We start from the raw sequence: 19,731 nt of genomic DNA, 5'->3' as shown, positions 1-19,731 counted from the left end.
GTGTTTCGAAAGTTGCTGTTAGTGGTAATTGCTGCGGGCGTGCTGGCTGCGTCTGGTGTTGGTCTTTGGGTATTCCAGGGGCTACAGACCCTGCATAACAGGGTTGAAATTGACGAGCCCGTGCTGTTTAGCGTTGCACCGGGAACGGCTTTTGGCCAGCTGGCTCACCAGATGGCTGCCAGGGGGTTGGTGGATGATCCGATGTGGTTGCGGCTATACGGGCGGCTTAACCCGGAGCAGGCGCGGATTAAGGCCGGTGACTATGAGTTCCAGCCAGGTATCACGCCGCTGGATATGCTTGGAATGATGGTGGAGGGCAAGGTGAAGCTATGGTCTGTCCAGTTTATTGAGGGCTGGACCTTTGCTGACATGCGTATGGCACTGGCCCGTACCGAACGCCTGGGCCAGATAACGGCAGAATGGACGGATGAACAGATCATGGAAGCCGTGGGTGCGGAAGGGCAGAATCCCGAGGGCTGGTTCTTTCCGGACACTTATCTGTTCCACAGTCACGAGACGGATCTGGATATCCTGCAGCGAGCCTACGATATTATGGTGAAGACACTCGACGTGGAGTGGAACAGCCGGGCGGAGGGGTTACCTTATAAAACAGCTTACGAAGCCCTGATTATGGCATCCATCATCGAGCGTGAAACGGGCGTGAGCGGGGAGCGGGGACAGGTTGCGGGTGTCTTTGTCCGGCGCCTGGAGCAAGGTATGCGCTTGCAGACAGACCCCACCGTAATCTACGGCATGGGTGACAGTTACGACGGGCGCATTCGCCGTAGCGATCTGCGTAAATGGACACCGTATAACACCTATCGGATTGACGGTTTGCCACCCACTCCGATTGCATTGCCGGGCCGTGAGTCTATCCATGCGGCATTGAACCCAAGCGATGGCGACAGTTTGTATTTTGTTGCCCGCGGTGATGGCAGCCACAAATTCTCCAGGACCCTGGCTGAGCATCAGAAAGCGGTGCGGGAGTTTCAGCTCAACAGGCGGAAAGACTACCGGTCGTCTCCGGCCCCGGATACGAAACAGACAAACAGTGGAGATCAGTAGCGTGGCCAGAGGCCGGTTTATTACCTTTGAGGGTACCGAAGGCGTTGGCAAGTCGACGCAACTGGATAATGCAGCGAAAACTCTTGAGCGTCTGGGTATCGGCTTTATTGTTACCCGTGAGCCTGGTGGGACGCCGCTGGCAGAGCAGATACGCGAGTTGTTGCTGGCCTCCGGTGATGAGTCGGTGCATGAACTCACTGAGTTGTTATTGATGTTCGCCGCCCGCGCACAGCATTTGCACCGCAAAATTCTTCCTGCTCTGGCCTCCGGGCAATGGGTGTTGTGCGACCGTTTCACCGACGCTACTTATGCCTACCAGGGTGCAGGGCGGGGGGTGCCGGAAGAACGTATCGCCTTGCTGGAGACGCTGGTGCAGGCTGATGTGCGGCCGGATCATGTGATTTTGCTGGATGCGCCTGTCGCAACCGGTATGGCAAGAGCCCGCAAGCGAGGCGAGCTGGATCGCTTTGAGCTGGAGGCGCAGGCGTTCTTCCAGAAGGTTCGCAATGCTTACCTGGAAAGGGCTACAGCAATGCCAGAGCGTTATCATATCGTTAATGCCTCCTTGCCTCTGGAGCAGGTGTCCGAGAGCGTATCGGCGCTGTTGACGGCTCTGGCGGCGCTCCCTGTGGAGTCTGGGTAAATTGCCGATGCTTGATACCCGGCTGCTGAAGCTGCCAACTGCCAGCCAGCAACACCATCACCAGCACCATCAGGTGGTGCTGGGGATCCAGGGTGAGGCGGAGTTGACGGTAGACGGAGCCGGAGCCAGGCTTGATACCTGGAAAGCGTGTCTGGTGCCTACCGATGCGAGGCATGACTTTTTTGGTGATCAGCAGAACCATGTGCTGGTTATCAATATCGACCCGGTCTCTCCGGTGTTGTCATCGCCCGCCCACGCCCACTATGAAAAATTGGCCCGCTTGTTTGATAAGCCCCGGGCCTTGCAGATGGATAATCAGATGCAGAGCTTTGTGCAGTTTGCGGCAGCCGAAGTGAATCGGTGGCCGGATAACACCACCCTGCATCAGCATCTGGCTGCCGGTATCCTGCATGGCATGGCGGAGCGCCTTGTCAACGAACCGGTTCGATCCTGGCACAGGCAGGGGTTCAACCCTGAAGTTGTTCGGAACTATATTGTTGGTAATCTGCACCGGAAGATTACCGTCGCGGACCTTGCTGGCGTTGCCTGCCTGAGTGTTAGTCGCTTTCACGAGATTTTTCGGGAGGTCACCGGAACCACGCCACACCAGTTTCTTTTGCAGACCCGGTTGGATCAGGCTGTACACTTGTTGGCCTCAACAAAGGTATCTGTGTCTGAAGTAAGCTACCGCACGGGTTTCTCCTCCCAGAGCGCGTTGACCAATGCGCTGCGCAAATACCGTGGTACTACACCTTCGAAATTGCAGGCAGGCGTTTCTGTTGCCTGATTCGACAGGTTTTAAAACCTGTATGAGATCCATTATCATTACAATCCCGTAGGGTTTTGCAAAATTACCGTAGGATTTTGTAAGCCTGATGTGCGTAGTAATACTAACTTATACCTCCCACAGATCATGGGCTTTCCGACTCTGACCGTTCGGTCGCAAGCGCCAGACGATCAGCTATAGTTAGTGGGGAGTTCAAGCAAGCAAGTGCTTGCTACAGATCTGAAAATCAAGAAATGTATAAGAAGAAACGGCATATGCTGGGCTCCCTGAGTCAGCGCTGTGCCAGACGAGCGGATATCGTCCGACTCAATCAACCGGAGGAGCCTTATGGCTATTGGAGTTTGGATCAGTCTCTTTGCGTACTTTGGCCTGATGATTGCCATCGGTCTGTACGCCATGCGGACATCGTCAGCCACTGCTGAGGATTACATGCTGGGCGGGCGCGCCCTGAGCCCGAAGGTTGCTGCCTTGTCGGCAGGTGCTTCTGATATGAGTGGCTGGCTGCTGCTTGGTCTGCCGGGTGCACTCTACGTGACCGGTCTGGCATCGGCCTGGATCGGTATCGGCCTGTTTGTCGGTGCTTTTGTCAACTGGGTTGTGGTTGCGCCGAGGCTTCGTGAGCAGACAGTGCACTATGGTAATGCGTTGACTATTCCTGCCTTCCTGGCAAACCGGTTTCCCACCAAAGCGCTGCCCCTGCGGACGGTTTCAGCCATTGTTATCGTGCTGTTTTTCGCAGTCTACACGGCCTCTGGCCTGGTAGCCGGTGGCAAACTGTTTGAAAGTGCCTTTGCGGGCATCTTTAACTTTGGTGGCCTGAGTGACTACGCCGTTGGCATCGTGATTACCCTGGGTGTGGTTCTGGCATACACCGTGGTAGGTGGCTTCCTGGCGGTGAGCATGACCGACTTTGTTCAGGGCTGCATCATGATGTTGGCGCTGGTGATCATGCCTGCGGTTGTGCTCTTTGGTGAAGGCGGCGGCGGTTTCGCCCAGGCTTCGCAAACACTCAATGAGGTAGATCCAACCCTGCTTTCCTGGACCGAAGGGTTGACCTTTATCGGCTGGCTTTCAGCGGTAACCTGGGGCCTGGGTTATTTTGGCCAGCCTCACATCATCGTGCGTTTCATGGCGATCCGGACGGTGAAAGAGGTGGGTGTGGCCCGTAACATCGGTATGTCCTGGATGGGAATCTCACTGATCGGTGCCATTGCGCTGGGTGTGTTCGGTCGCGCCTACGCGGTTCGTAACGGCCTTGACGTAACAGACCCGGAAACCATCTTCATTGTGTTGTCTGACCTGCTGTTCCATCCGCTGATTACCGGCTTCCTGTATGCGGCGCTGCTGGCCGCGGTGATGAGTACCATCTCCAGTCAGTTGCTGGTGTCTTCCGCTTCTTTGACTGAAGACTTCTACCGCCTGTTCCTGCGCAAGGACGCCTCCGACAAGGAGTGTGTGAACATCGGTCGTGCCTGTGTGGTGGCGGTTGGTTTGGTGGCAGCCTTTATTGCGTCTGATCCGGACTCACAGGTTCTGGGGCTGGTCAGTAACGCCTGGGCTGGCTTTGGTGCCGCCTTCGGCCCGCTGATTATCCTGTCGCTGACCTGGTCACGCACCAACGGTGCCGGAGCCATCGCTGGCCTGATCGTGGGCGCAGCCACGGTAATGGGCTGGATCGCACTGGGCTGGAACGGCAGCTTCATGGGCGGCCCGGGTGTGTACGAGATTATCCCCGGCTTTATTGCTGCCTTTGTGGCCATCGTTGTGGTGACCCTGGCTACGGCAGATGCCGGTGAGTACCAGCATATCGAACGGTAAACGAACCCGTTCGGTTTGATGTTTAAAAAGGGCTTCCTTCGGGAAGCCCTTTTTTTTCTGGTGTGTCGGGTTGTTGCTGGCATTGATTACCGGTTAGGGCTATGTTTGATGGGCTAAACCTTCCTAACTTACTAAGAATAATGGCGAAAGGAGCTACATCATGAAGGCTAAACGATTTCTTGCATCCGCCGCGGGCATGCTGGCGGCTGCCTCTTTGCTGGTTGCACCCGTTGCCACGCACGCTGAGGGCAACTACGTAATGGGAACGGCGACTACCGGAGGAACCTACTACCCGGTGGGTGTCGCTATTTCGACGCTGATCAAGGTGAAGCTGGAGCCGAAAACCGGTATTTCAGTGTCTGCCATCAGTTCAGCAGGTTCCGGAGAAAACCTGAAACTGATGGATGAAGACCAGATCCAGTTCGGCATTCTTCAGGGCCTATATGGTGCCTGGGCCTGGAATGGCACCAAGCCGGTTCCCAAGGCTTACAAAAACCTTCGCTCTGTCTCAATGCTCTGGCAGAACGTTGAGCACTTTGTGATTCGGGAGGAACTCGCAAAAACCGGCACCATTGCTGATATGAAGAATCTGTACGGCGAAAGCTTTTCCATTGGTGCCCGTAACTCCGGCACCGAAGGCTCCGGTCGGTTCATTCTTGGCAATGTCGGGGTAGATCTGGAGCAAGTGAATCTGGCGTTTCTTGGCTACGGGCCCAGTGCCGATGCGCTGCAGAACGGCAACATTGATGGCATGAACATACCGGCTGGCGCACCTGCATCTGCGGTCACCCGCGCCTACGCCAATATGGGCAAAGATATCGTCACCCTGGATTTCACAGCGGAGCAGTTGGCCCAGGTGAACAAGGATTTCGAACTATGGAGTGCCTACACCATCCCTGCTGGTACGTATCCGAGCCAGGACAAGCCGATCAACACCATCGCCCAGCCCAATATCCTGGCGGTGCGGGACGATGTCTCGGAAGAGGATGTGTATGAGATCGTTAAAACCATCTATGCCAATCTTCCGTTCCTCAATAACATCCACCCGGCCACCAAAGCGATGGCCCTGGAAAAAGCAATCGTCGGCCTGCCCATGCCCTTGCATCCGGGTGCTGCACGCTTTTACAAGGAGCAGGGCGTCAGCATTCCTGACCGTCTGATTGCCAACTGATGGTGAGCAAGCCTGATAACCGCGGGTCTCTGGAGGAGATCCGCGACGATACCGTTAAAGAGGCCAGTGAACGCCTGGAGCACCGGTTGCTCGGGCCGGTTATCACCGCACTGGCTATCATCACATCGCTGGTACACCTGTACTTCAATACTTTCTCCACCTTGTCCGAACTCTGGACCTCGGCCCTGCATTTCGGGTTGTTCGGGCTGATCTGTACCCTCACCACGCCGATGCTGAAGGCCCGAACGGGCGCCGGACAGCGGCTGGTGCTGGGGCTGGATGTGGTATTGGGTGCGCTGGCTCTGGCCTGTGCCTTCTATTTGATCGCCTTTGAAACCGCGCTTTATGAGCGGGGCGTGAACTTCAACAGCACGGACTGGCTGGTGTCTGTGGTGGCGGTGTTGCTGGTGCTGGAATTTGCTCGTCGCACCGTGGGCTGGTTTATTCCGCTATTGTGTGTTGTGGCTTTGACCTATGTGGCCTGGTGGGGGCAGTACGTAGACGGCATTTTCAACTTTCCAGGCCTGAGTTGGGAAACCGTTTTGTTCCGCTCTTACATTGGCGGCCAAGGCATGTTGGGCACCATTGCCCGCATTTCCTGGACTTACGTGTTCATGTTCATCCTGTTCGGAGCGTTTCTGGTGAAGTCCGGAGCAGGGGATTTTATCATCGAACTGGCCCGGTGTGCGGCCGGGCGCTTTATTGGCGGGCCCGGGTTTGTGGCGGTTTTTGCTTCCGGCCTGATGGGCTCGGTGTCCGGCTCGAGTGTTGCTAATACGGTTTCTACCGGGGTGATCACCATCCCACTGATGCGAAAATCCGGTTTTCCGGCCCGCTTTTCTGCGGGAGTTGAGGCAGCGGCTTCAACCGGCGGGCAGTTGATGCCACCAGTGATGGGGGCGGGTGCCTTTATCATGGCGTCTTACACCCAGGTGTCTTATCTCACCATCATCAGTGTCGCAGCGCTGCCTGCGCTGCTGTATTTCCTGTCTGTGGCAATGTTCGTGCGGGTGGAGGCAAAGCGCAGCCATGCTATCCGGCTGGAAGAGGCGGATGCCCCGAGCCTGGCCGAGGTGCTGAAAAATGGCTGGCACTTCCTGTTGCCGCTGGTGGTGCTGGTCGGCGCGCTGATTTACGGTTTTACCCCAACGTATGCCGCGGGCATCGGTATTTTGTCGGTGATCGGGGCGTCCTGGTTGTCCCGCAGCCCGATGGGATGGCGGGATGTTTTCGAGGCGTTGGCCATGGGCGCCCGGAATATCACCACAACTGCGATTCTGCTGATCACGGTAGGGTTGATCGTGATGGTGGTATCGACCACGGGCATCGGTAACACCTTTTCCCTGATGGTCACAGACTGGGCCGGTGGCAGCCTGCTGATCACCATCCTGCTGGTTGCCCTGGCCTCGCTGATTCTGGGGATGGGGCTGCCGGTAACCGCGGCCTATATCGTGTTGGCAACCTTGTCCGCGCCAGCAATCTATCAGCTGATTGCCCAGAGCCAGTTGCTGGACTTACTGGTAAGCGGGAATCTGCCGGAGGAGGCCAAGGCAATCTTCATGCTGGTGGCACCGGATCAGCTGTCTGCTCTCTCGGCCCCGATGGGCAAGGCCGAGGCGATGGCTCTGCTGGCGGCGGTGCCGGATACCTTTGGTAGTCAGTTGTTGGAACAGGCCCTGTCGCCTGCAACCCTGTCGATGGCGCTGGTGGCGGCCCATATGATCATCTTCTGGTTGTCTCAGGACTCCAATGTGACCCCCCCGGTATGCCTGACCGCGTTTGCTGCCGCGGCCATTGCCGGCACGCCGCAGATGCGTACCGGGTTCACTGCCTGGAAGCTGGCGAAGGGGCTCTATATTGTGCCTCTGCTGTTCGCTTATTCGCCCCTGATTACCGGCGATTTTGAGCAGATGCTGCAGGTGTTCTGCTTCGCCCTTTTCGGTATTTACGCCATCATTGCGGGGCTTGAGGGGTATCTGGAGCATCCGTTGAATCCGGTTATCAGGCTGGTGATGTTCCCGGTGGGTGGGCTGATGTTGTGGCCGCACGGTGAGCTGATGCTGGATATGGCCGGACTGGTGATTTTTGTATTGATGTTCATCTGGAGTGCCCGGCAGGGGCGGTTGACAGAGCCGAACCGGGCGGTGAAAGGGACTTTGTAAATGGCGTGGCTGGATATCGCAGCACTGCTGGCGATCGGCGGTGTTGCCGGGTTTATCAATGTGTTGTCCGCCGGTGGCTCGATGCTGACGCTGCCACTGCTGATGTTTCTGGGGTTGCCGCCCCAGGTCGCCAATGGTACCAACCGGGTGGCGATCACCCTGCAAAGCGTGACCGCGGTGAGCGGGTTTCGTCGGATGGGGCAGGGCAATCTGAAGGTCAGTCTGCATCTCGCGGTGCCTGCGGTTTTGGGCTCGCTGATAGGAGCCTGGCTGGCGATCCGGGTGCCGGATGCGGTGTTCGAGGCTGTTCTGGTGGCGGCCATGCTCGGGGTGTCGGTATTCATGTTGCTGCCGCAGCCGTCCCTGGATACCCGGCCGTTGACCACAGAACGGCTCGGCCCGGTAATTTACGGTGCCATGTTCCTGATTGGCCTGTACGGAGGCTTCATCCAGGTGGGGGTGGGTGCGCTGTTTCTGGTGGTGCTTTACCGTATGCTCAAGATTGATTTGCCCCAGGTTAACGTGTTCAAAGTAGCCGTCATTCTGCTGTATACCCTGCCGGCACTGCTGGTGTTTGCGCTGAACGGACAAGTACGCTGGGTGATGGGGCTGACCCTGGCGCTGGGCAATATCGCCGGTGCGTTTGTGGCGGTGCGGGTCAACCTCAGTGCCCGGGGCGCCCTGTGGGTGAAGTGGCTGACCCTGACTATGGTGGTGCTGATTTTGTTACGCCTTATGTGGTTCTGAGTGTTGAGCTGCTCATAAAAAACGCCAGCCCGAGGGCTGGCGTTTTTTATTACAGGCCCGTGTTACCGGGCCCTGCCTCGACGGCGCCTCAGCTTACAGAAGCCTCGGCTGCTTTCTTGGTGTAGTCTTCCATCTGGTCGAAGTTGAGATACTTGTAGATCTCTTTCGACATGCTGTTCAGGTCCTTGGCGTACTCCATGTACTCCGCCGGAGTTGGCAGTTTGCCCAGAACCGCACCAACCGCCGCCAGTTCCGCAGAGGTCAGGTACACGTTGGCACCATCACCCAGACGGTTCGGGAAGTTACGGGTGGATGTGGACAGAACCGTGGACTTCGGAGCCACCCGCGCCTGGTTACCCATGCACAGGGAGCAGCCCGGCATCTCGGTGCGAACACCAGCGGTGCCGTAGGTGTTGAAGTAGCCTTCTTCCATCAGCTGCTGCTGATCCATCTTGGTGGGCGGGGACATCCACAGGCGAGTGCTCAGCGGGCCTTTGTGCTGCTCGAGCAGCTTGCCGGCCGCGCGGAAGTGACCGATGTTGGTCATGCACGAGCCGATGAACACTTCGTCTACCTTGTCGCCAGCCACTTCAGACAGGAACTTGGCATCGTCCGGGTCGTTCGGGCAGCACACGATAGGCTCTTTGATATCTGCCAGATCGATTTCGATCACGTGGGCGTACTCGGCGTCCTTGTCGGCACGCATCAGCTTCGGATCTTTCAGCCACTCTTCCATCTGCTGGGCACGGCGCTCCAGGGTACGCGGATCGCCGTAGCCTTCAGCGATCATCCAGCGCAGCATCACGATGTTGGAACGCAGGTACTCGGCCACGGAGTCTTCTGACAGGTTGATGGTACAACCGGCAGCGGAACGCTCGGCAGAGGCGTCGGACAGTTCGAACGCCTGCTCAACGGTCAGGTGCTCCAGGCCTTCGATTTCCAGGATGCGACCAGAGAATTCGTTGATCTTGCCCTTCTTCTCAACCGTCAGCATGCCCTGCTTGATGCCGTACAGCGGAATGGCGTGTACCAGGTCACGCAGGGTAATGCCCGGCTGCATTTCGCCTTTGAAGCGAACCAGCACAGATTCCGGCATATCCAGCGGCATAACGCCGGTCGCGGCAGCAAATGCCACCAGGCCGGAACCGGCCGGGAAGGAGATACCCATTGGGAAACGGGTGTGGGAGTCACCACCGGTACCCACGGTGTCTGGCAGCAGCATGCGGTTCAGCCAGGAGTGGATGATGCCGTCGCCCGGGCGCAGAGATACACCGCCACGGTTACGAATGAAGTCCGGCATGGTGTGCTGCATTTCAACGTCAACCGGCTTCGGGTAAGCAGCGGTGTGACAGAACGACTGCATCACCAGGTCTGCCTGGAAGCCCAGACACGCCAGATCTTTCAGCTCGTCACGGGTCATCGGGCCGGTGGTGTCCTGAGAGCCAACGGTGGTCATGTGCGGCTCACAGTAGGTGTTCGGACGAACACCCTGGCCTTCTTCCAGGCCACAAGCCTTACCCACCATCTTCTGGGCCAGAGTGAAGCCTTTGTCACCTGCTTCCGGATCTTCCGGCAGACGGAACAGATCGGTCGGGCCCATGGCCAGCGCGGTGCGCGCCTTGGCAGTCAGGCCACGGCCAATGATCAGCGGAATACGACCGCCAGCCTGCACTTCGTCCAGAATCACGTCAGACTTGAACTTGAACTCGGAGATGGTTTCACCGGCTTCGTTCAGGATCTTGCCTTCGTACGGGCGAATTTCGATCACGTCGCCCATGTTCATGTTGTCGACCGGGGCTTCGAACACCAGAGCGCCAGCGTCTTCCATGGTGTTGAAGAAGATCGGGGCTACCTTGTTACCGATACAGACACCGCCACCGCGCTTGTTGGGTACGCCCGGAATATCGTCGCCGAAGAACCACAGAACAGAGTTGGTGGCAGACTTACGGGAAGAACCGGTACCGACAACGTCACCCACGAAAGCAACGGGCAGGCCTTTGGACTTGATCTCCTCGATCTGGCTCATAGGGCCGGTAACGCCGGGCTCTTCCGGCTTCAGGCCGTCGCGTTCCATCTTGTAGGCAGCGCGGGCGTGCAGCGGGATGTCCGGGCGGGACCAGGCATCCGGTGCCGGCGACAGGTCGTCGGTGTTGGTCTCGCCAGTTACCTTGAACACAACCATCTTGGTGCTTTCGGCCACCTTGTTACGGCTGGTGAACCAATCGGCGTTGGCCCAGGACTCAATAACCGACTTGGCGACGGTGTTGCCAGCGTCCATTTTTTCTTTCACGTCGTTAAACGCATCGAACATCAGCAGGGTGTGCTTCAGCTCTTCACCGGCCAGTTCGGCCAGCTCGGGGTTGTCCAGAAGGTCGACCAGGGTTTCGATGTTGTAACCACCCTGCATCATGCCCAGCAGTTGGACGGCTTTTTTGCTGTCGATCAGCGGAGACTTGGCTTCTCCTTTTACGATCGCGGTCAGGAATGCGGCTTTCACGTAAGCCGCTTCGTCGACTCCTGGTGGTACGCGATTTTCCAGGAGATCTACCAGAGTGTTTTCTTCTCCGGCTGGCGGGTTTTTCAGCAACTCAACCAGAGCAGCCGTCTGCTCGGGGTTCAGGGGCTTGGGGGGAATTCCCAGGGCTTCACGTTCAGCAACGTGTTCACGGTAGGCTTCTAACACGATTTGGACCCTCATCAGTTGGAATGTGCCGCATGGTGGGCATAAGGCGCCTGCGGAAGTTTATGGCGAAAAAGCCACAGGAGCCTCTGAATAAGGCCTCAAATCACCGATGGGGTTTCAGGATTTATTCAGAGACTCCTTGATCTGGCGCCGTATTCTATAGGAAACCCCTTATAAAGTTAAGTTGGACAGAGGTCGGAGAAGCATGTTAAGTCCGGTATACTCCGCCGCTCCCGGAATGACAGCGAATATAACCATGATGGATGCCTTGCACGAGATTCACGACTTTCTGCCTTGCCGGACACCGGCACAATGGATTGATAACGCGTTGGAAAATCAGGATCTGTTGCTGATAGACCACGCGCATTGCGAAAAGAAGGCAGCCTCGACGGCTCTGAGCCTGATGTATCGTTACGTGGACAACAACGACTTGCTGAACAAGATGTCGCGGTTGGCCCGGGAAGAGTTGCGGCATTTCGAGCAGGTGCTGGCGATTATGAATAAACGTAATGTGGCCTACACGCACCTCACCCCGGCACGTTACGCCGCTGGCCTGCGGGAGGCGGTGCGCACTGAAGATCCCGGGCGCCTGGTGGATGTGTTAATTGTCGGCGCAGTTATCGAGGCCCGCTCCTGTGAGCGTTTTGCCGCGCTGGCGCCGTTTCTGGATGAAGAGCTGGCGGGGTTCTATACCGGCCTGCTGAAATCAGAGGCTCGCCACTATCAGGACTATTTGGCGCTTGCGGTGAAGGCAAATAGCGGCCCGGTGGATGAGCGTGTGGCCACCTTTCTGGCTATTGAACAGCGCCTGATCGAAACGCCGGATGCTGAATTTCGGTTTCACAGCGGGCCGGTGTCTGCTGCCGGTAAGGCCTGACACAGCGACATCCAGCGGGCGATCCCGGCACTTCGATATTTCTGTTTGTGCAGAATGAAATAAAAGTGCCGGTTGAAGTTGCGGTAGTCCGGCAGTGTCAGTGGCACCAGGCTACCCCGCTTAAAGGCGTCGGCCAGAACCACCTTCGACAGGCAACCAATGCCCAGATTCGCCTCGACCGCTCGCTTGATGGCTTCCGTGTGTTCCAGTTCCAGCAAGATGTTCAGATCCGGCAGCAGGCCATGCATGCCCCGCTCAAAACTTTGCCGGGTTCCCGAGCCTGGCTCCCGCATAATCCAGACCGCATCCCGTAAATCCTGATCCGACAGCGCCGGTTGTTGTGCCAGCGGGTGAGAGGGCGAGCAGAACACGGTTAATTCGTCTGACCGCCAGGGGATTACCTCCAACTCCGGGGATTGCAGCTCGCCTTCGATCAGGCCAATGTCCAGCTCGAATTCACGCACCCGCCGGGCAATGGTGCTGGTGTTGGCGACTTCCAGCGAGACTTTGGGGCGGGTAGGGGTATTCATGTATTTTGCCATCACCCCAACGGCCAGATAGTTCCCTATAGTGAGTGTGGCACCGACTTTGAGGGCGCCGACTTCGGAATGCTTGCTGAAGGCCTGCTCCAGCTCGGTGGCCTGGGCCAGCAGGGATTCGGCTTTGGGCCGGTACAGTCGGCCCAGTTCGTTCAGCTGCAAGCGCTTGCCGACCCGGTCGAACAGCTGAATGTTGAACTGGCTTTCCAGTTCTTTCAGTGCGCTGCTGGCGGCAGACTGCGACATCGCCAGAGATTCCGCGGCCCGGGTGATGTTCTGGAAGTGGGCTGCAGCCAGAAAAACTTCAAGCTGTCGGAAACTGTATTTCATAGCACTTCCCTGGTGGCATGTTTAGCGTTGGATAATTGAGTATCGACTAGCTTATCGAAAAAATCGAATAGCGTTATGAGAACAGCCCGTTTTGTCGATTTCAAGTAGGCGGTTAGAATTATTGTTAATTGTTGACTGACTTTTAGTAACTTTGGTGGGGATTTCCATGAGCAATCTGATGAAAGAAACCGTAACCAGCGTTCACCATTGGAACGACACGCTGTTCAGTTTCAAAACCAGCCGGGATCCGGGGTTCCGTTTCAAAAACGGTCATTTCGTGATGATTGGCCTGGAAACCGATGGCAAGCCTCTGATGCGGGCCTACAGCATTGCCAGTGCCAATTACGAGGAAGAGCTGGAGTTTTTCTCAATCAAGGTGCCGGATGGCCCCCTGACTTCCCGGCTGCAGCAGATTCGCGTGGGCGACGAAATTTTGGTGAGCCGCAAGCCAACCGGCACCCTGGTTCTCGACAACCTGCTACCAGGCCGCAATCTCTGGTTGATCAGCACCGGCACCGGCCTGGCACCTTTTATGAGCATCATCAAGGATCCGGAGGTTTACGAGGCCTTCGACAAAGTTATCCTGACCCACGGTGTGCGCTACATTTCTGAACTGGCGTACCAGGACGAAATCGAAGAGCTGCCGGAGAACGAGTTTTTCGGTGAAATGGTTAATGGCAAGCTGGAATACTATCCGACGGTGACCCGTGAGCCCTTCCGCAACGAAGGGCGCCTGACCGACGCCATGAAGTCTGGCAAGATCACCCGTGATCTCGGGTTGCCTGATTTCGATGTGGAGCAGGATCGCTTCATGATCTGTGGCAGCCCCAGCATGCTCAAGGATACCTGCGCCATTCTCGACAACTTCGGTTTCCGGGAGGCCCGCGGTGGTGAGATGGGGCACTATGTTATCGAGCGGGCGTTTGTTGAGCAGTAAGTAAGCCTTTAGTCGTGGTTTCACCCATGTTGCTGCTGGCGCTGGGTGAAATCACCAAGGTTTTCTGTATAGTCTGCGCAGTCTCTTTTTCAGGATTGCGCAGATGTTTACCACCCAGATAGAACCCCGTTTCAGCGACACCGATGCCCTTGGGCATATCAGCAACACCACCATTCCCGTCTGGTTTGAACAGGCGCGCACGCCCATCTTTCAAATATTCCACCCCAGCCTCGACATCAAAACCTGGCCGCTGATCATTGCTCGCCTGGAGATTGATCTTCTGGCCCAGAGTTACTGGGACAAGCCGGTTGAAGTTCGCACTCACATAGGCAAGATCGGTAATAGTTCGTTTCAGGCCATTCAGGAGGCCTGGCAAAATGGCAAAGTGATTGCCAGGGGCACAACGGTACTGATTCATTTCGACTACGAAACTGAAAAATCGGTGCCCATTCCCAAGGCAGTGAAAAGCGAATTGGCCCGCCATCAGGTTGAAAATGCTGGCTGAATCGGGGTGGTTCCGGATATCAGGAAAGCCGGTCGCCATCGCCGTGATGCTGCTTTCGGGCTGGCTGGCCGCGTGCGATTCCGGGCCTTCTGATGATCCGCAAGTTTCCAGTGTGTCAGCCGCTGCCAATGCGCAGGATGTCAGCTTGGTACTTGAGCCCGGGCAGCTGGATTGGGTTGGTGGCAAAATTTTCCAGAACGAATGTGCGGGGCAGCATAGATGCCTGGTGCACTGGAATCAGGGAGAAGCCTTTCCCTCGTTAGGCATCGGCCACTTTATCTGGTACCCCGCAGGTGTTGAGGGGCCGTTTGTCGAGAGTTTTCCGGGCCTGATCCGATTTATGCAGGCCCGAGGCGTGGTGATCCCCGACTCGCTGTTGCAGTTAGATCCTTTTGCCGCCCCCTGGCCGGACAAGGCCGCTTTTCAAAAAGCAGAAGACTCCCCTCAAGTTGATGCGCTCCGGGATTTTCTGGCGCGCACCGCCGGTATTCAGGCGGCCTATATTTTCGCCCGGGCGCAGGGCTCATTCGCAAGCATTTTGGCGGTGGTGGCGGAGAATGATCGAAGCCTGCTGCGTTCCCGGCTGCAGGCATTGAGCGAAACCCCCGGAGGCGCCTACGCCCTGATGGATTACGTCAATTTTAAAGGCGAAGGTTTGGTTGAAAGCGAGCGCTATCAGGGCCAGGGTTGGGGATTGTTGCAGGTGCTTGAGGAAATGGATGCCCGGCAGGGCCAGGCGCCATTGGCCGCATTTCGGGAGGCCGCCGCCAAAGTATTGACCCGCCGTGCGGCCAACGCCGAAAACCCGATTGAGCGCCAGCGCTGGTTGCCCGGCTGGCTCAAGCGTTTGGAGACCTACCGGGAGCCGGAGCCTGGGGAGGGTGCCGCGTTATAGCGGCTGCTTGTTCAGGGCTGGTTCCTCGCCCGGCTTGACTTCCAGCCACCAGATATTTTCGTCCCAGTCGCCCAGCACAATGCGTTGTGCTGATTGGTCATTAGCTTCCAGCTGATGAATAGCCGGGCGATGGGTGTGGCCGTGAATCATCCGCTGAACGCCGTGGGCTTCCAGTTCCCGAACCACTTCGTTCGGGGTAACGTCCATGATGGTTTCCGCCTTGCCCTGGTTTTTCGCCGTGGAAATCTCCCGGAGTTGCCGGGCCATTTGCTGGCGGTCTTTCAGAGGGCGGGCGAGCAGCATCTTGATCATCTGCGGGTTGCGCATACTGGCGCGGAATTTTTGATACTCCACATCAGCGGTACACAGGCTGTCACCATGCAGTAACAGGGTGGGTGTGCCGTAAAGATCAATGACCGTTGGATCATCCAGCAGTGTCGCGCCAGCCCTCTGGCAGAATTCTTCACCGATCAGGAAATCGCGGTTGCCATGCATCAGGTAGATGCTCGTTCCGCTGGCAGCTAACTTACGCAAGGCATCGGCCATCTGCTCCTGCAAGGGTGTACGCTCGTCGTCGCCAATCCAGGCCTCGAAGAAGTCGCCGAGGATATACAGCTGTTCAGCGCCGCGGGCTTTCTGGTCGAGATATGCCAGAAACGCGCCCGTAATGTCCGGGCGCGATTCCTCCAGATGCAGATCCGAGATAAACAGCGTGGTCACGCGTCCTCCAGAACCTCGGCTTTTTCAATCACTACGTCCTCGAAGGGCACGTCCTGATGGCCGGAACGCATGGTGGTGCGCACCGCGCGGATCTTGTTTACCGTGTCCATGCCCTCGACAACCTTGCCGAACACGCAGTAGCCCCAGCCTTCTGCGGTTTTCGCGGTGTGATCCAGAAAGCCGTTGTTCTCTACATTAATGAAGAACTGGGCGGTGGCCGAGTGCGGGTCCATGGTGCGGGCCATGGCCACGGTGCCGACCATATTGCTAAGGCCGTTGTCGGCTTCGTTCTGGATAGGATCCCGGGTTTTGCGCGGGGTCATGCCCGGCTCCAGTCCGCCGCCCTGAACCATGAAGTTGCTGATGACGCGGTGAAAGATCAGGCCATCGTAGAAGCCGTCGCGAACATACTGTTCAAAGTTCTTGGCGGTTTCCGGCGCCTTTTCGTGGTCCAGTTCCAGTTTGATGTCACCGAGGGAGGTCTGCAGCAGAATCATCAGGGCTTCCTGTTCATTAGTGGATACGGATGTGAATTCGATTGGCTATTGTACTCAAGAGTTTCCTCCGGTGCATGAGTCCGGGGCTATTTTGTGAGTATAATAGGCGGTTTAAACGGAGCGTTTGCACAGCTCCCCTGATCCATTCCCTGTTAACAGAGATCGTATGAGCGCCGAGTCGAAGAAAGCCCACAATTTTATCCAGAGCCTGATCGAAGATGCGATTGAGACCGGGCAGCACACCGGGCAGGTGATCACCCGTTTCCCGCCGGAGCCCAACGGCTACTTGCACGTTGGCCACGCCAAGTCGATCTGTCTGAATTTCGGTATTGCAGAAACCTTTGGTGGTGAGTGCAACCTGCGGTTTGATGACACCAACCCGGAAAAAGAAAGCCAGGAATACATCGATGCGATCAAGCAGGATGTCGAGTGGCTCGGTTACCAGTGGGCTGGTGACGTGTATTACGCCTCTGATTATTTCGACCAGCTGTATGGCTTCGCTGAGGAGCTGATCCAGAAGGGCAAAGCTTATGTGTGTGCGCTGACCGCCGACGAAATGGCACAGTATCGGGGTTCCCTTACCGAGCCCGGTAAGAACAGCCCGTACCGGGATCGTCCGGTTGAGGAAAGTCTGCAGTTGTTCCGCGATATGCGTGATGGCAAGTTCAAGAACGGTGAACTGGTGCTGCGGGCGAAAATCGATATGTCGTCGCCCAACATCAATATGCGGGATCCGATTCTGTATCGCATCCGCTATGCCGACCACCACCAGACGGGCGACAAGTGGTGCATCTATCCAATGTACGACTTCACCCACCCGATTTCCGACGCCCTGGAAGGTATTACCCATTCCCTGTGTACCCTGGAATTTGAAGACCACCGCCCACTGTACGACTGGGTGTTGGATAACATCACCATTCCATGCCATCCGCGCCAGATCGAATTTGCCCGGCTGAACCTGAACTACACCATCACCAGCAAGCGCAAACTCAAGCGCCTGGTGGATGAGAATGTGGTGGATGGCTGGAACGATCCGCGCATGCCAACCATCTCCGGCATGCGTCGCCGGGGTTATACGCCCCAGTCCATTCGCGCTTTCTGCGACATGATCGGCATCAACAAGGCGGGCGGCATCGTTGATGTGGGGATGCTGGAGTTCGCGGTGCGGGAAGATCTGAACGCCCGCGCGCCCCGTGCCATGTGTGTGATGCGTCCGCTGAAGGTTACCCTGAGTAATTACCCGGAAGACAAAACGGAGACCCTGGTTTTGCCGGTACACCCGCAAAACCCCGAGATGGGCGAAAGGGAAGTCAGCTGGAGCCAGACCCTTTATATTGACCGGGAAGATTTCGAAATGGAGCCGCCGCGCAAGTGGAAGCGCCTGGCCCCGGAGCAGGCGGTGCGCCTGCGGGGTGGCTACGTAATGACCTGCAAAGAGGTGGTTCGGGACGAGGCAGGCCAGATTGTCGAGCTTAAGTGTGAGTATGATCCCAATACCCTGGGCGTGAATCCGGAAGGGTACAAGGCTAACGGCGTAATCCATTGGGTGTCGGCGACCGACAGCGTGGAGGCGGACATTAACCTCTATGACCGTCTGTTCAATCATGAATCACCGGACAGCGACAAAGACGGAGATTTTCTGGATCACCTGAACCCGGAGTCCCTGGTGGTGCTGCGTGGCGCCCGGGTTGAAAAGAGTCTGGCTGAACCGCGCGAAGATCTGCCGTACCAGTTCGAGCGTGAGGGCTACTTCTTCTGCGACCCGGCACTTACCAAAGAGGCTGGTAAGCCGGTCTTCAATCGCACCGTGACCCTGAGGGATTCTTGGGGCAAGGGAGGCAAGTAATGCGTATCTACAATACGCTGACCCAGCGCAAAGAAGAGCTGAAAACCATCGAGCCGGGCAAGGTGCGCATGTACGTGTGCGGGATGACGGTTTACGACTACTGTCACCTGGGCCATGCCCGGGTGTTGGTGGCGTTTGATGTGGTGACCCGTTACCTGAGGCATCGAGGTTACGATGTGCAGTACGTGCGCAACATCACTGACATTGATGACAAGATTCTGCGCCGTGCCGACGAGAACGGTGAGGTGTATACCGATCTGACCGACCGGATGATCGCCGCAATGCACGAAGACGAGGCCAAGCTCGGCGTGTTGTCACCCAGTGCCGAGCCCCGGGCGACCGCTTACATTGATGACATTGTGGCTATGATCGAAAAACTGATTGCCAGCAACAATGCCTATGCTGCTGATAATGGCGACGTGTATTTTGCCGTGGAGTCCTACTCGGATTACGGCAAGCTCAGCAAGAAAAAGCTGGAAGACCTGCTGGCCGGTGCTCGGGTGGATGTGCAGGAGGCCAAGCGCAGTCCGGCAGATTTTGCGTTGTGGAAAGCGGCCAAGCCGGGCGAGGTCAGTTGGCCGTCGCCCTGGGGTGATGGGCGGCCAGGCTGGCACATTGAGTGCTCAGCCATGTCGACCCGCTGCTTGGGGGATACCTTTGATATCCATGGGGGTGGGCCAGACCTGCTGTTCCCGCATCATGAGAATGAAATTGCCCAGTCGGAATGCGCCACCGGCCACACCTTTGTTCACACCTGGATGCACGCCGGTGCCATTCGAGTGAATAAAGAGAAGATGTCCAAGTCGCTGGGCAACTTCTTTACCATTCGCGAAATTCTGGAGAAATACTCGGCCGAAGTGGTGCGCTACTTCCTGGTGTCCAGCCATTACCGCAGTCAGGTGGATTACTCCGAGGACAATCTGGCTGAAGCCGGGCGCACCCTCACCAAGCTTTATCATGCGCTCCGTGGCGTTACGCCGGCGGCCTCACAGCAGGTGCCGGAAACCGATCATGACCGCCGCTTCGCCGAGGTGATGGATGACGACTTCAACACCGCTGGTGCCATCGCGGTGCTGCATGCGGTGGCCAACGACATCAATCAGCAGCGTCGTGACGGTGATGAGCGGGGGGCCGCGGCCAGTGCTGCGGTGCTGCTGCGGTTGGGGGGCATTCTCGGCCTGTTGCAGCAAAATCCGGAGGCCTTCTTCCAGGCCGATACCGGCGGTGAGCTGACCGCCGAAGATATTGAAGCGCAAATCCAGGCCAGGGCAGATGCCCGTAAAGCCCGGGATTTTGCCGAGGCCGATCGCATCCGGGATGCGCTCCTGGAAAAGGGCATTATTCTTGACGATAGCCGCGAGGGAACCACCTGGCGTCGGGGCTAGATGCTACTTGATGCAGAAAAAGCCGCATTGTGCACTCGGGAATGACCTGATACGGAATTTCACGTACAATGCGCCGCTTGAATCGGAAGGCCCCCACGCTCAGGGTGGGTGAAAGGGGGAGTCG

At 57.1% G+C, this 19,731-nt stretch carries 17 protein-coding genes; 13 read left to right on the top strand and 4 right to left on the bottom strand.

Features of this window, described 5'->3' with window-relative positions; all coding sequences use genetic code 11:
* The 7 genes from mltG to C7H09_RS15355 all read left to right on the top strand — a co-directional run bounded on the left by mltG (position 1) and on the right by C7H09_RS15355 (position 8,393).
* Entirely contained in the window at positions 1–1,065 is a 1,065-nt protein-coding gene (gene mltG, locus C7H09_RS15385) for an endolytic transglycosylase MltG (RefSeq protein ID WP_240616611.1), read from the top strand.
* Between the two features lies 1 nt (position 1,066).
* On the top strand, positions 1,067–1,708 hold the full coding sequence (gene tmk, locus C7H09_RS15380) for a dTMP kinase (RefSeq protein WP_240616610.1): 642 nt from the start codon (positions 1,067–1,069) through the stop codon (positions 1,706–1,708).
* A 7-nt stretch (positions 1,709–1,715) separates the two neighbouring features.
* Positions 1,716–2,495, top strand: coding sequence for an AraC family transcriptional regulator (locus tag C7H09_RS15375; protein WP_106764268.1), 780 nt, complete (start codon positions 1,716–1,718; stop codon positions 2,493–2,495).
* Between the two features lie 327 nt (positions 2,496–2,822).
* Positions 2,823–4,313 carry a sodium/proline symporter PutP gene (putP, locus tag C7H09_RS15370; RefSeq protein ID WP_106764266.1) on the top strand — a complete coding sequence of 497 codons (1,491 nt, stop codon included), beginning with the start codon at positions 2,823–2,825 and terminating at the stop codon, positions 4,311–4,313.
* A gap of 160 nt (positions 4,314–4,473) precedes the next feature.
* Positions 4,474–5,484 (top strand): TAXI family TRAP transporter solute-binding subunit, encoded by a 1,011-nt coding sequence (locus tag C7H09_RS15365; RefSeq protein WP_106764264.1) that lies wholly within the window; start codon positions 4,474–4,476, stop codon positions 5,482–5,484.
* Positions 5,484–7,646, top strand: a complete 2,163-nt coding sequence (locus C7H09_RS15360; RefSeq protein ID WP_106764262.1) for a TRAP transporter permease — start codon at positions 5,484–5,486, stop codon at positions 7,644–7,646. The genes C7H09_RS15365 and C7H09_RS15360 overlap by 1 nt, the downstream gene beginning before the upstream one ends.
* Positions 7,647–8,393 (top strand): sulfite exporter TauE/SafE family protein, encoded by a 747-nt coding sequence (locus C7H09_RS15355; RefSeq protein ID WP_106764259.1) that lies wholly within the window; start codon positions 7,647–7,649, stop codon positions 8,391–8,393.
* A gap of 88 nt (positions 8,394–8,481) precedes the next feature.
* Here C7H09_RS15355 and C7H09_RS15350 read toward each other — a convergent pair whose 3' ends face one another.
* On the bottom strand, positions 8,482–11,091 hold the full coding sequence (locus C7H09_RS15350) for a bifunctional aconitate hydratase 2/2-methylisocitrate dehydratase (RefSeq protein WP_240616609.1): 2,610 nt from the start codon (positions 11,089–11,091) through the stop codon (positions 8,482–8,484).
* A gap of 241 nt (positions 11,092–11,332) precedes the next feature.
* Here C7H09_RS15350 and C7H09_RS15345 point away from each other — a divergent pair, with 241 nt between their 5' ends.
* The gene (locus C7H09_RS15345; protein ID WP_106764257.1) at positions 11,333–11,953 is read left to right on the top strand and encodes a MiaE family protein; all 621 of its coding nucleotides are present in this window, start codon (positions 11,333–11,335) and stop codon (positions 11,951–11,953) included.
* Here C7H09_RS15345 and C7H09_RS15340 read toward each other — a convergent pair.
* Positions 11,917–12,822, bottom strand: a complete 906-nt coding sequence (locus C7H09_RS15340; RefSeq protein ID WP_106764254.1) for a LysR family transcriptional regulator — start codon at positions 12,820–12,822, stop codon at positions 11,917–11,919. The two genes, C7H09_RS15345 and C7H09_RS15340, sit on opposite strands and share 37 nt — an antisense overlap.
* 166 nt (positions 12,823–12,988) lie before the next feature.
* Between C7H09_RS15340 and C7H09_RS15335 the strand changes: the two genes are divergently transcribed.
* From C7H09_RS15335 to C7H09_RS15325, 3 genes are all read left to right on the top strand, one after another.
* Positions 12,989–13,759, top strand: a complete 771-nt coding sequence (locus C7H09_RS15335) for a ferredoxin--NADP reductase (protein ID WP_106764252.1) — start codon at positions 12,989–12,991, stop codon at positions 13,757–13,759.
* Between the two features lie 103 nt (positions 13,760–13,862).
* Entirely contained in the window at positions 13,863–14,264 is a 402-nt protein-coding gene (locus tag C7H09_RS15330; protein WP_106764250.1) for an acyl-CoA thioesterase, read from the top strand.
* Positions 14,254–15,159 (top strand): hypothetical protein, encoded by a 906-nt coding sequence (locus C7H09_RS15325; protein WP_106764247.1) that lies wholly within the window; start codon positions 14,254–14,256, stop codon positions 15,157–15,159. Before C7H09_RS15330 ends, C7H09_RS15325 begins: the two co-directional genes overlap by 11 nt.
* On the opposite strand, the gene lpxH is transcribed toward C7H09_RS15325, so the two are convergent.
* On the bottom strand, positions 15,154–15,879 hold the full coding sequence (lpxH, locus tag C7H09_RS15320; RefSeq protein WP_106764244.1) for a UDP-2,3-diacylglucosamine diphosphatase: 726 nt from the start codon (positions 15,877–15,879) through the stop codon (positions 15,154–15,156). The genes C7H09_RS15325 and lpxH overlap by 6 nt on opposite strands.
* On the bottom strand, positions 15,876–16,376 hold the full coding sequence (locus C7H09_RS15315) for a peptidylprolyl isomerase (protein ID WP_106764242.1): 501 nt from the start codon (positions 16,374–16,376) through the stop codon (positions 15,876–15,878). Before C7H09_RS15315 ends, lpxH begins: the two co-directional genes overlap by 4 nt.
* Before the next feature lie 166 nt (positions 16,377–16,542).
* Here C7H09_RS15315 and C7H09_RS15310 point away from each other — a divergent pair, with 166 nt between their 5' ends.
* The gene (locus tag C7H09_RS15310; protein WP_106764239.1) at positions 16,543–18,222 is read left to right on the top strand and encodes a glutamine--tRNA ligase/YqeY domain fusion protein; all 1,680 of its coding nucleotides are present in this window, start codon (positions 16,543–16,545) and stop codon (positions 18,220–18,222) included.
* Positions 18,222–19,607 carry a cysteine--tRNA ligase gene (cysS, locus tag C7H09_RS15305; RefSeq protein ID WP_106764236.1) on the top strand — a complete coding sequence of 462 codons (1,386 nt, stop codon included), beginning with the start codon at positions 18,222–18,224 and terminating at the stop codon, positions 19,605–19,607. The genes C7H09_RS15310 and cysS overlap by 1 nt, the downstream gene beginning before the upstream one ends.
* Positions 19,608–19,731 lie beyond the last annotated feature (124 nt).

Origin of the sequence: Marinobacter fuscus, from assembly GCF_003007675.1 — a bacterium.
Classification (GTDB): domain Bacteria; phylum Pseudomonadota; class Gammaproteobacteria; order Pseudomonadales; family Oleiphilaceae; genus Marinobacter; species Marinobacter fuscus.
Note: the sequence above shows the minus strand (reverse complement) of the source record. Positions and strands in the feature narration are given on the sequence as shown.

Bases quoted from the DNA above. Each gene is read 5' to 3' on its own strand.
- C7H09_RS15360 (WP_106764262.1), top strand. From the start codon at position 5,484: ATGGTGAGCAAGCCTGATAACCGCGGGTCTCTGGAGGAGATCCGCGAC.
- cysS (WP_106764236.1), top strand. From the start codon at position 18,222: ATGCGTATCTACAATACGCTGACCCAGCGCAAAGAAGAGCTGAAAACC.
- putP (WP_106764266.1), top strand. From the start codon at position 2,823: ATGGCTATTGGAGTTTGGATCAGTCTCTTTGCGTACTTTGGCCTGATG.
- C7H09_RS15340 (WP_106764254.1), bottom strand. From the start codon at position 12,822: ATGAAATACAGTTTCCGACAGCTTGAAGTTTTTCTGGCTGCAGCCCAC.
- C7H09_RS15335 (WP_106764252.1), top strand. From the start codon at position 12,989: ATGAGCAATCTGATGAAAGAAACCGTAACCAGCGTTCACCATTGGAAC.
- C7H09_RS15365 (WP_106764264.1), top strand. From the start codon at position 4,474: ATGAAGGCTAAACGATTTCTTGCATCCGCCGCGGGCATGCTGGCGGCT.
- C7H09_RS15330 (WP_106764250.1), top strand. From the start codon at position 13,863: ATGTTTACCACCCAGATAGAACCCCGTTTCAGCGACACCGATGCCCTT.
- C7H09_RS15315 (WP_106764242.1), bottom strand. From the start codon at position 16,376: ATGATTCTGCTGCAGACCTCCCTCGGTGACATCAAACTGGAACTGGAC.
- C7H09_RS15375 (WP_106764268.1), top strand. From the start codon at position 1,716: ATGCTTGATACCCGGCTGCTGAAGCTGCCAACTGCCAGCCAGCAACAC.
- C7H09_RS15350 (WP_240616609.1), bottom strand. From the start codon at position 11,091: ATGAGGGTCCAAATCGTGTTAGAAGCCTACCGTGAACACGTTGCTGAA.
- C7H09_RS15355 (WP_106764259.1), top strand. From the start codon at position 7,647: ATGGCGTGGCTGGATATCGCAGCACTGCTGGCGATCGGCGGTGTTGCC.
- C7H09_RS15310 (WP_106764239.1), top strand. From the start codon at position 16,543: ATGAGCGCCGAGTCGAAGAAAGCCCACAATTTTATCCAGAGCCTGATC.
- C7H09_RS15345 (WP_106764257.1), top strand. From the start codon at position 11,333: ATGATGGATGCCTTGCACGAGATTCACGACTTTCTGCCTTGCCGGACA.
- C7H09_RS15325 (WP_106764247.1), top strand. From the start codon at position 14,254: ATGCTGGCTGAATCGGGGTGGTTCCGGATATCAGGAAAGCCGGTCGCC.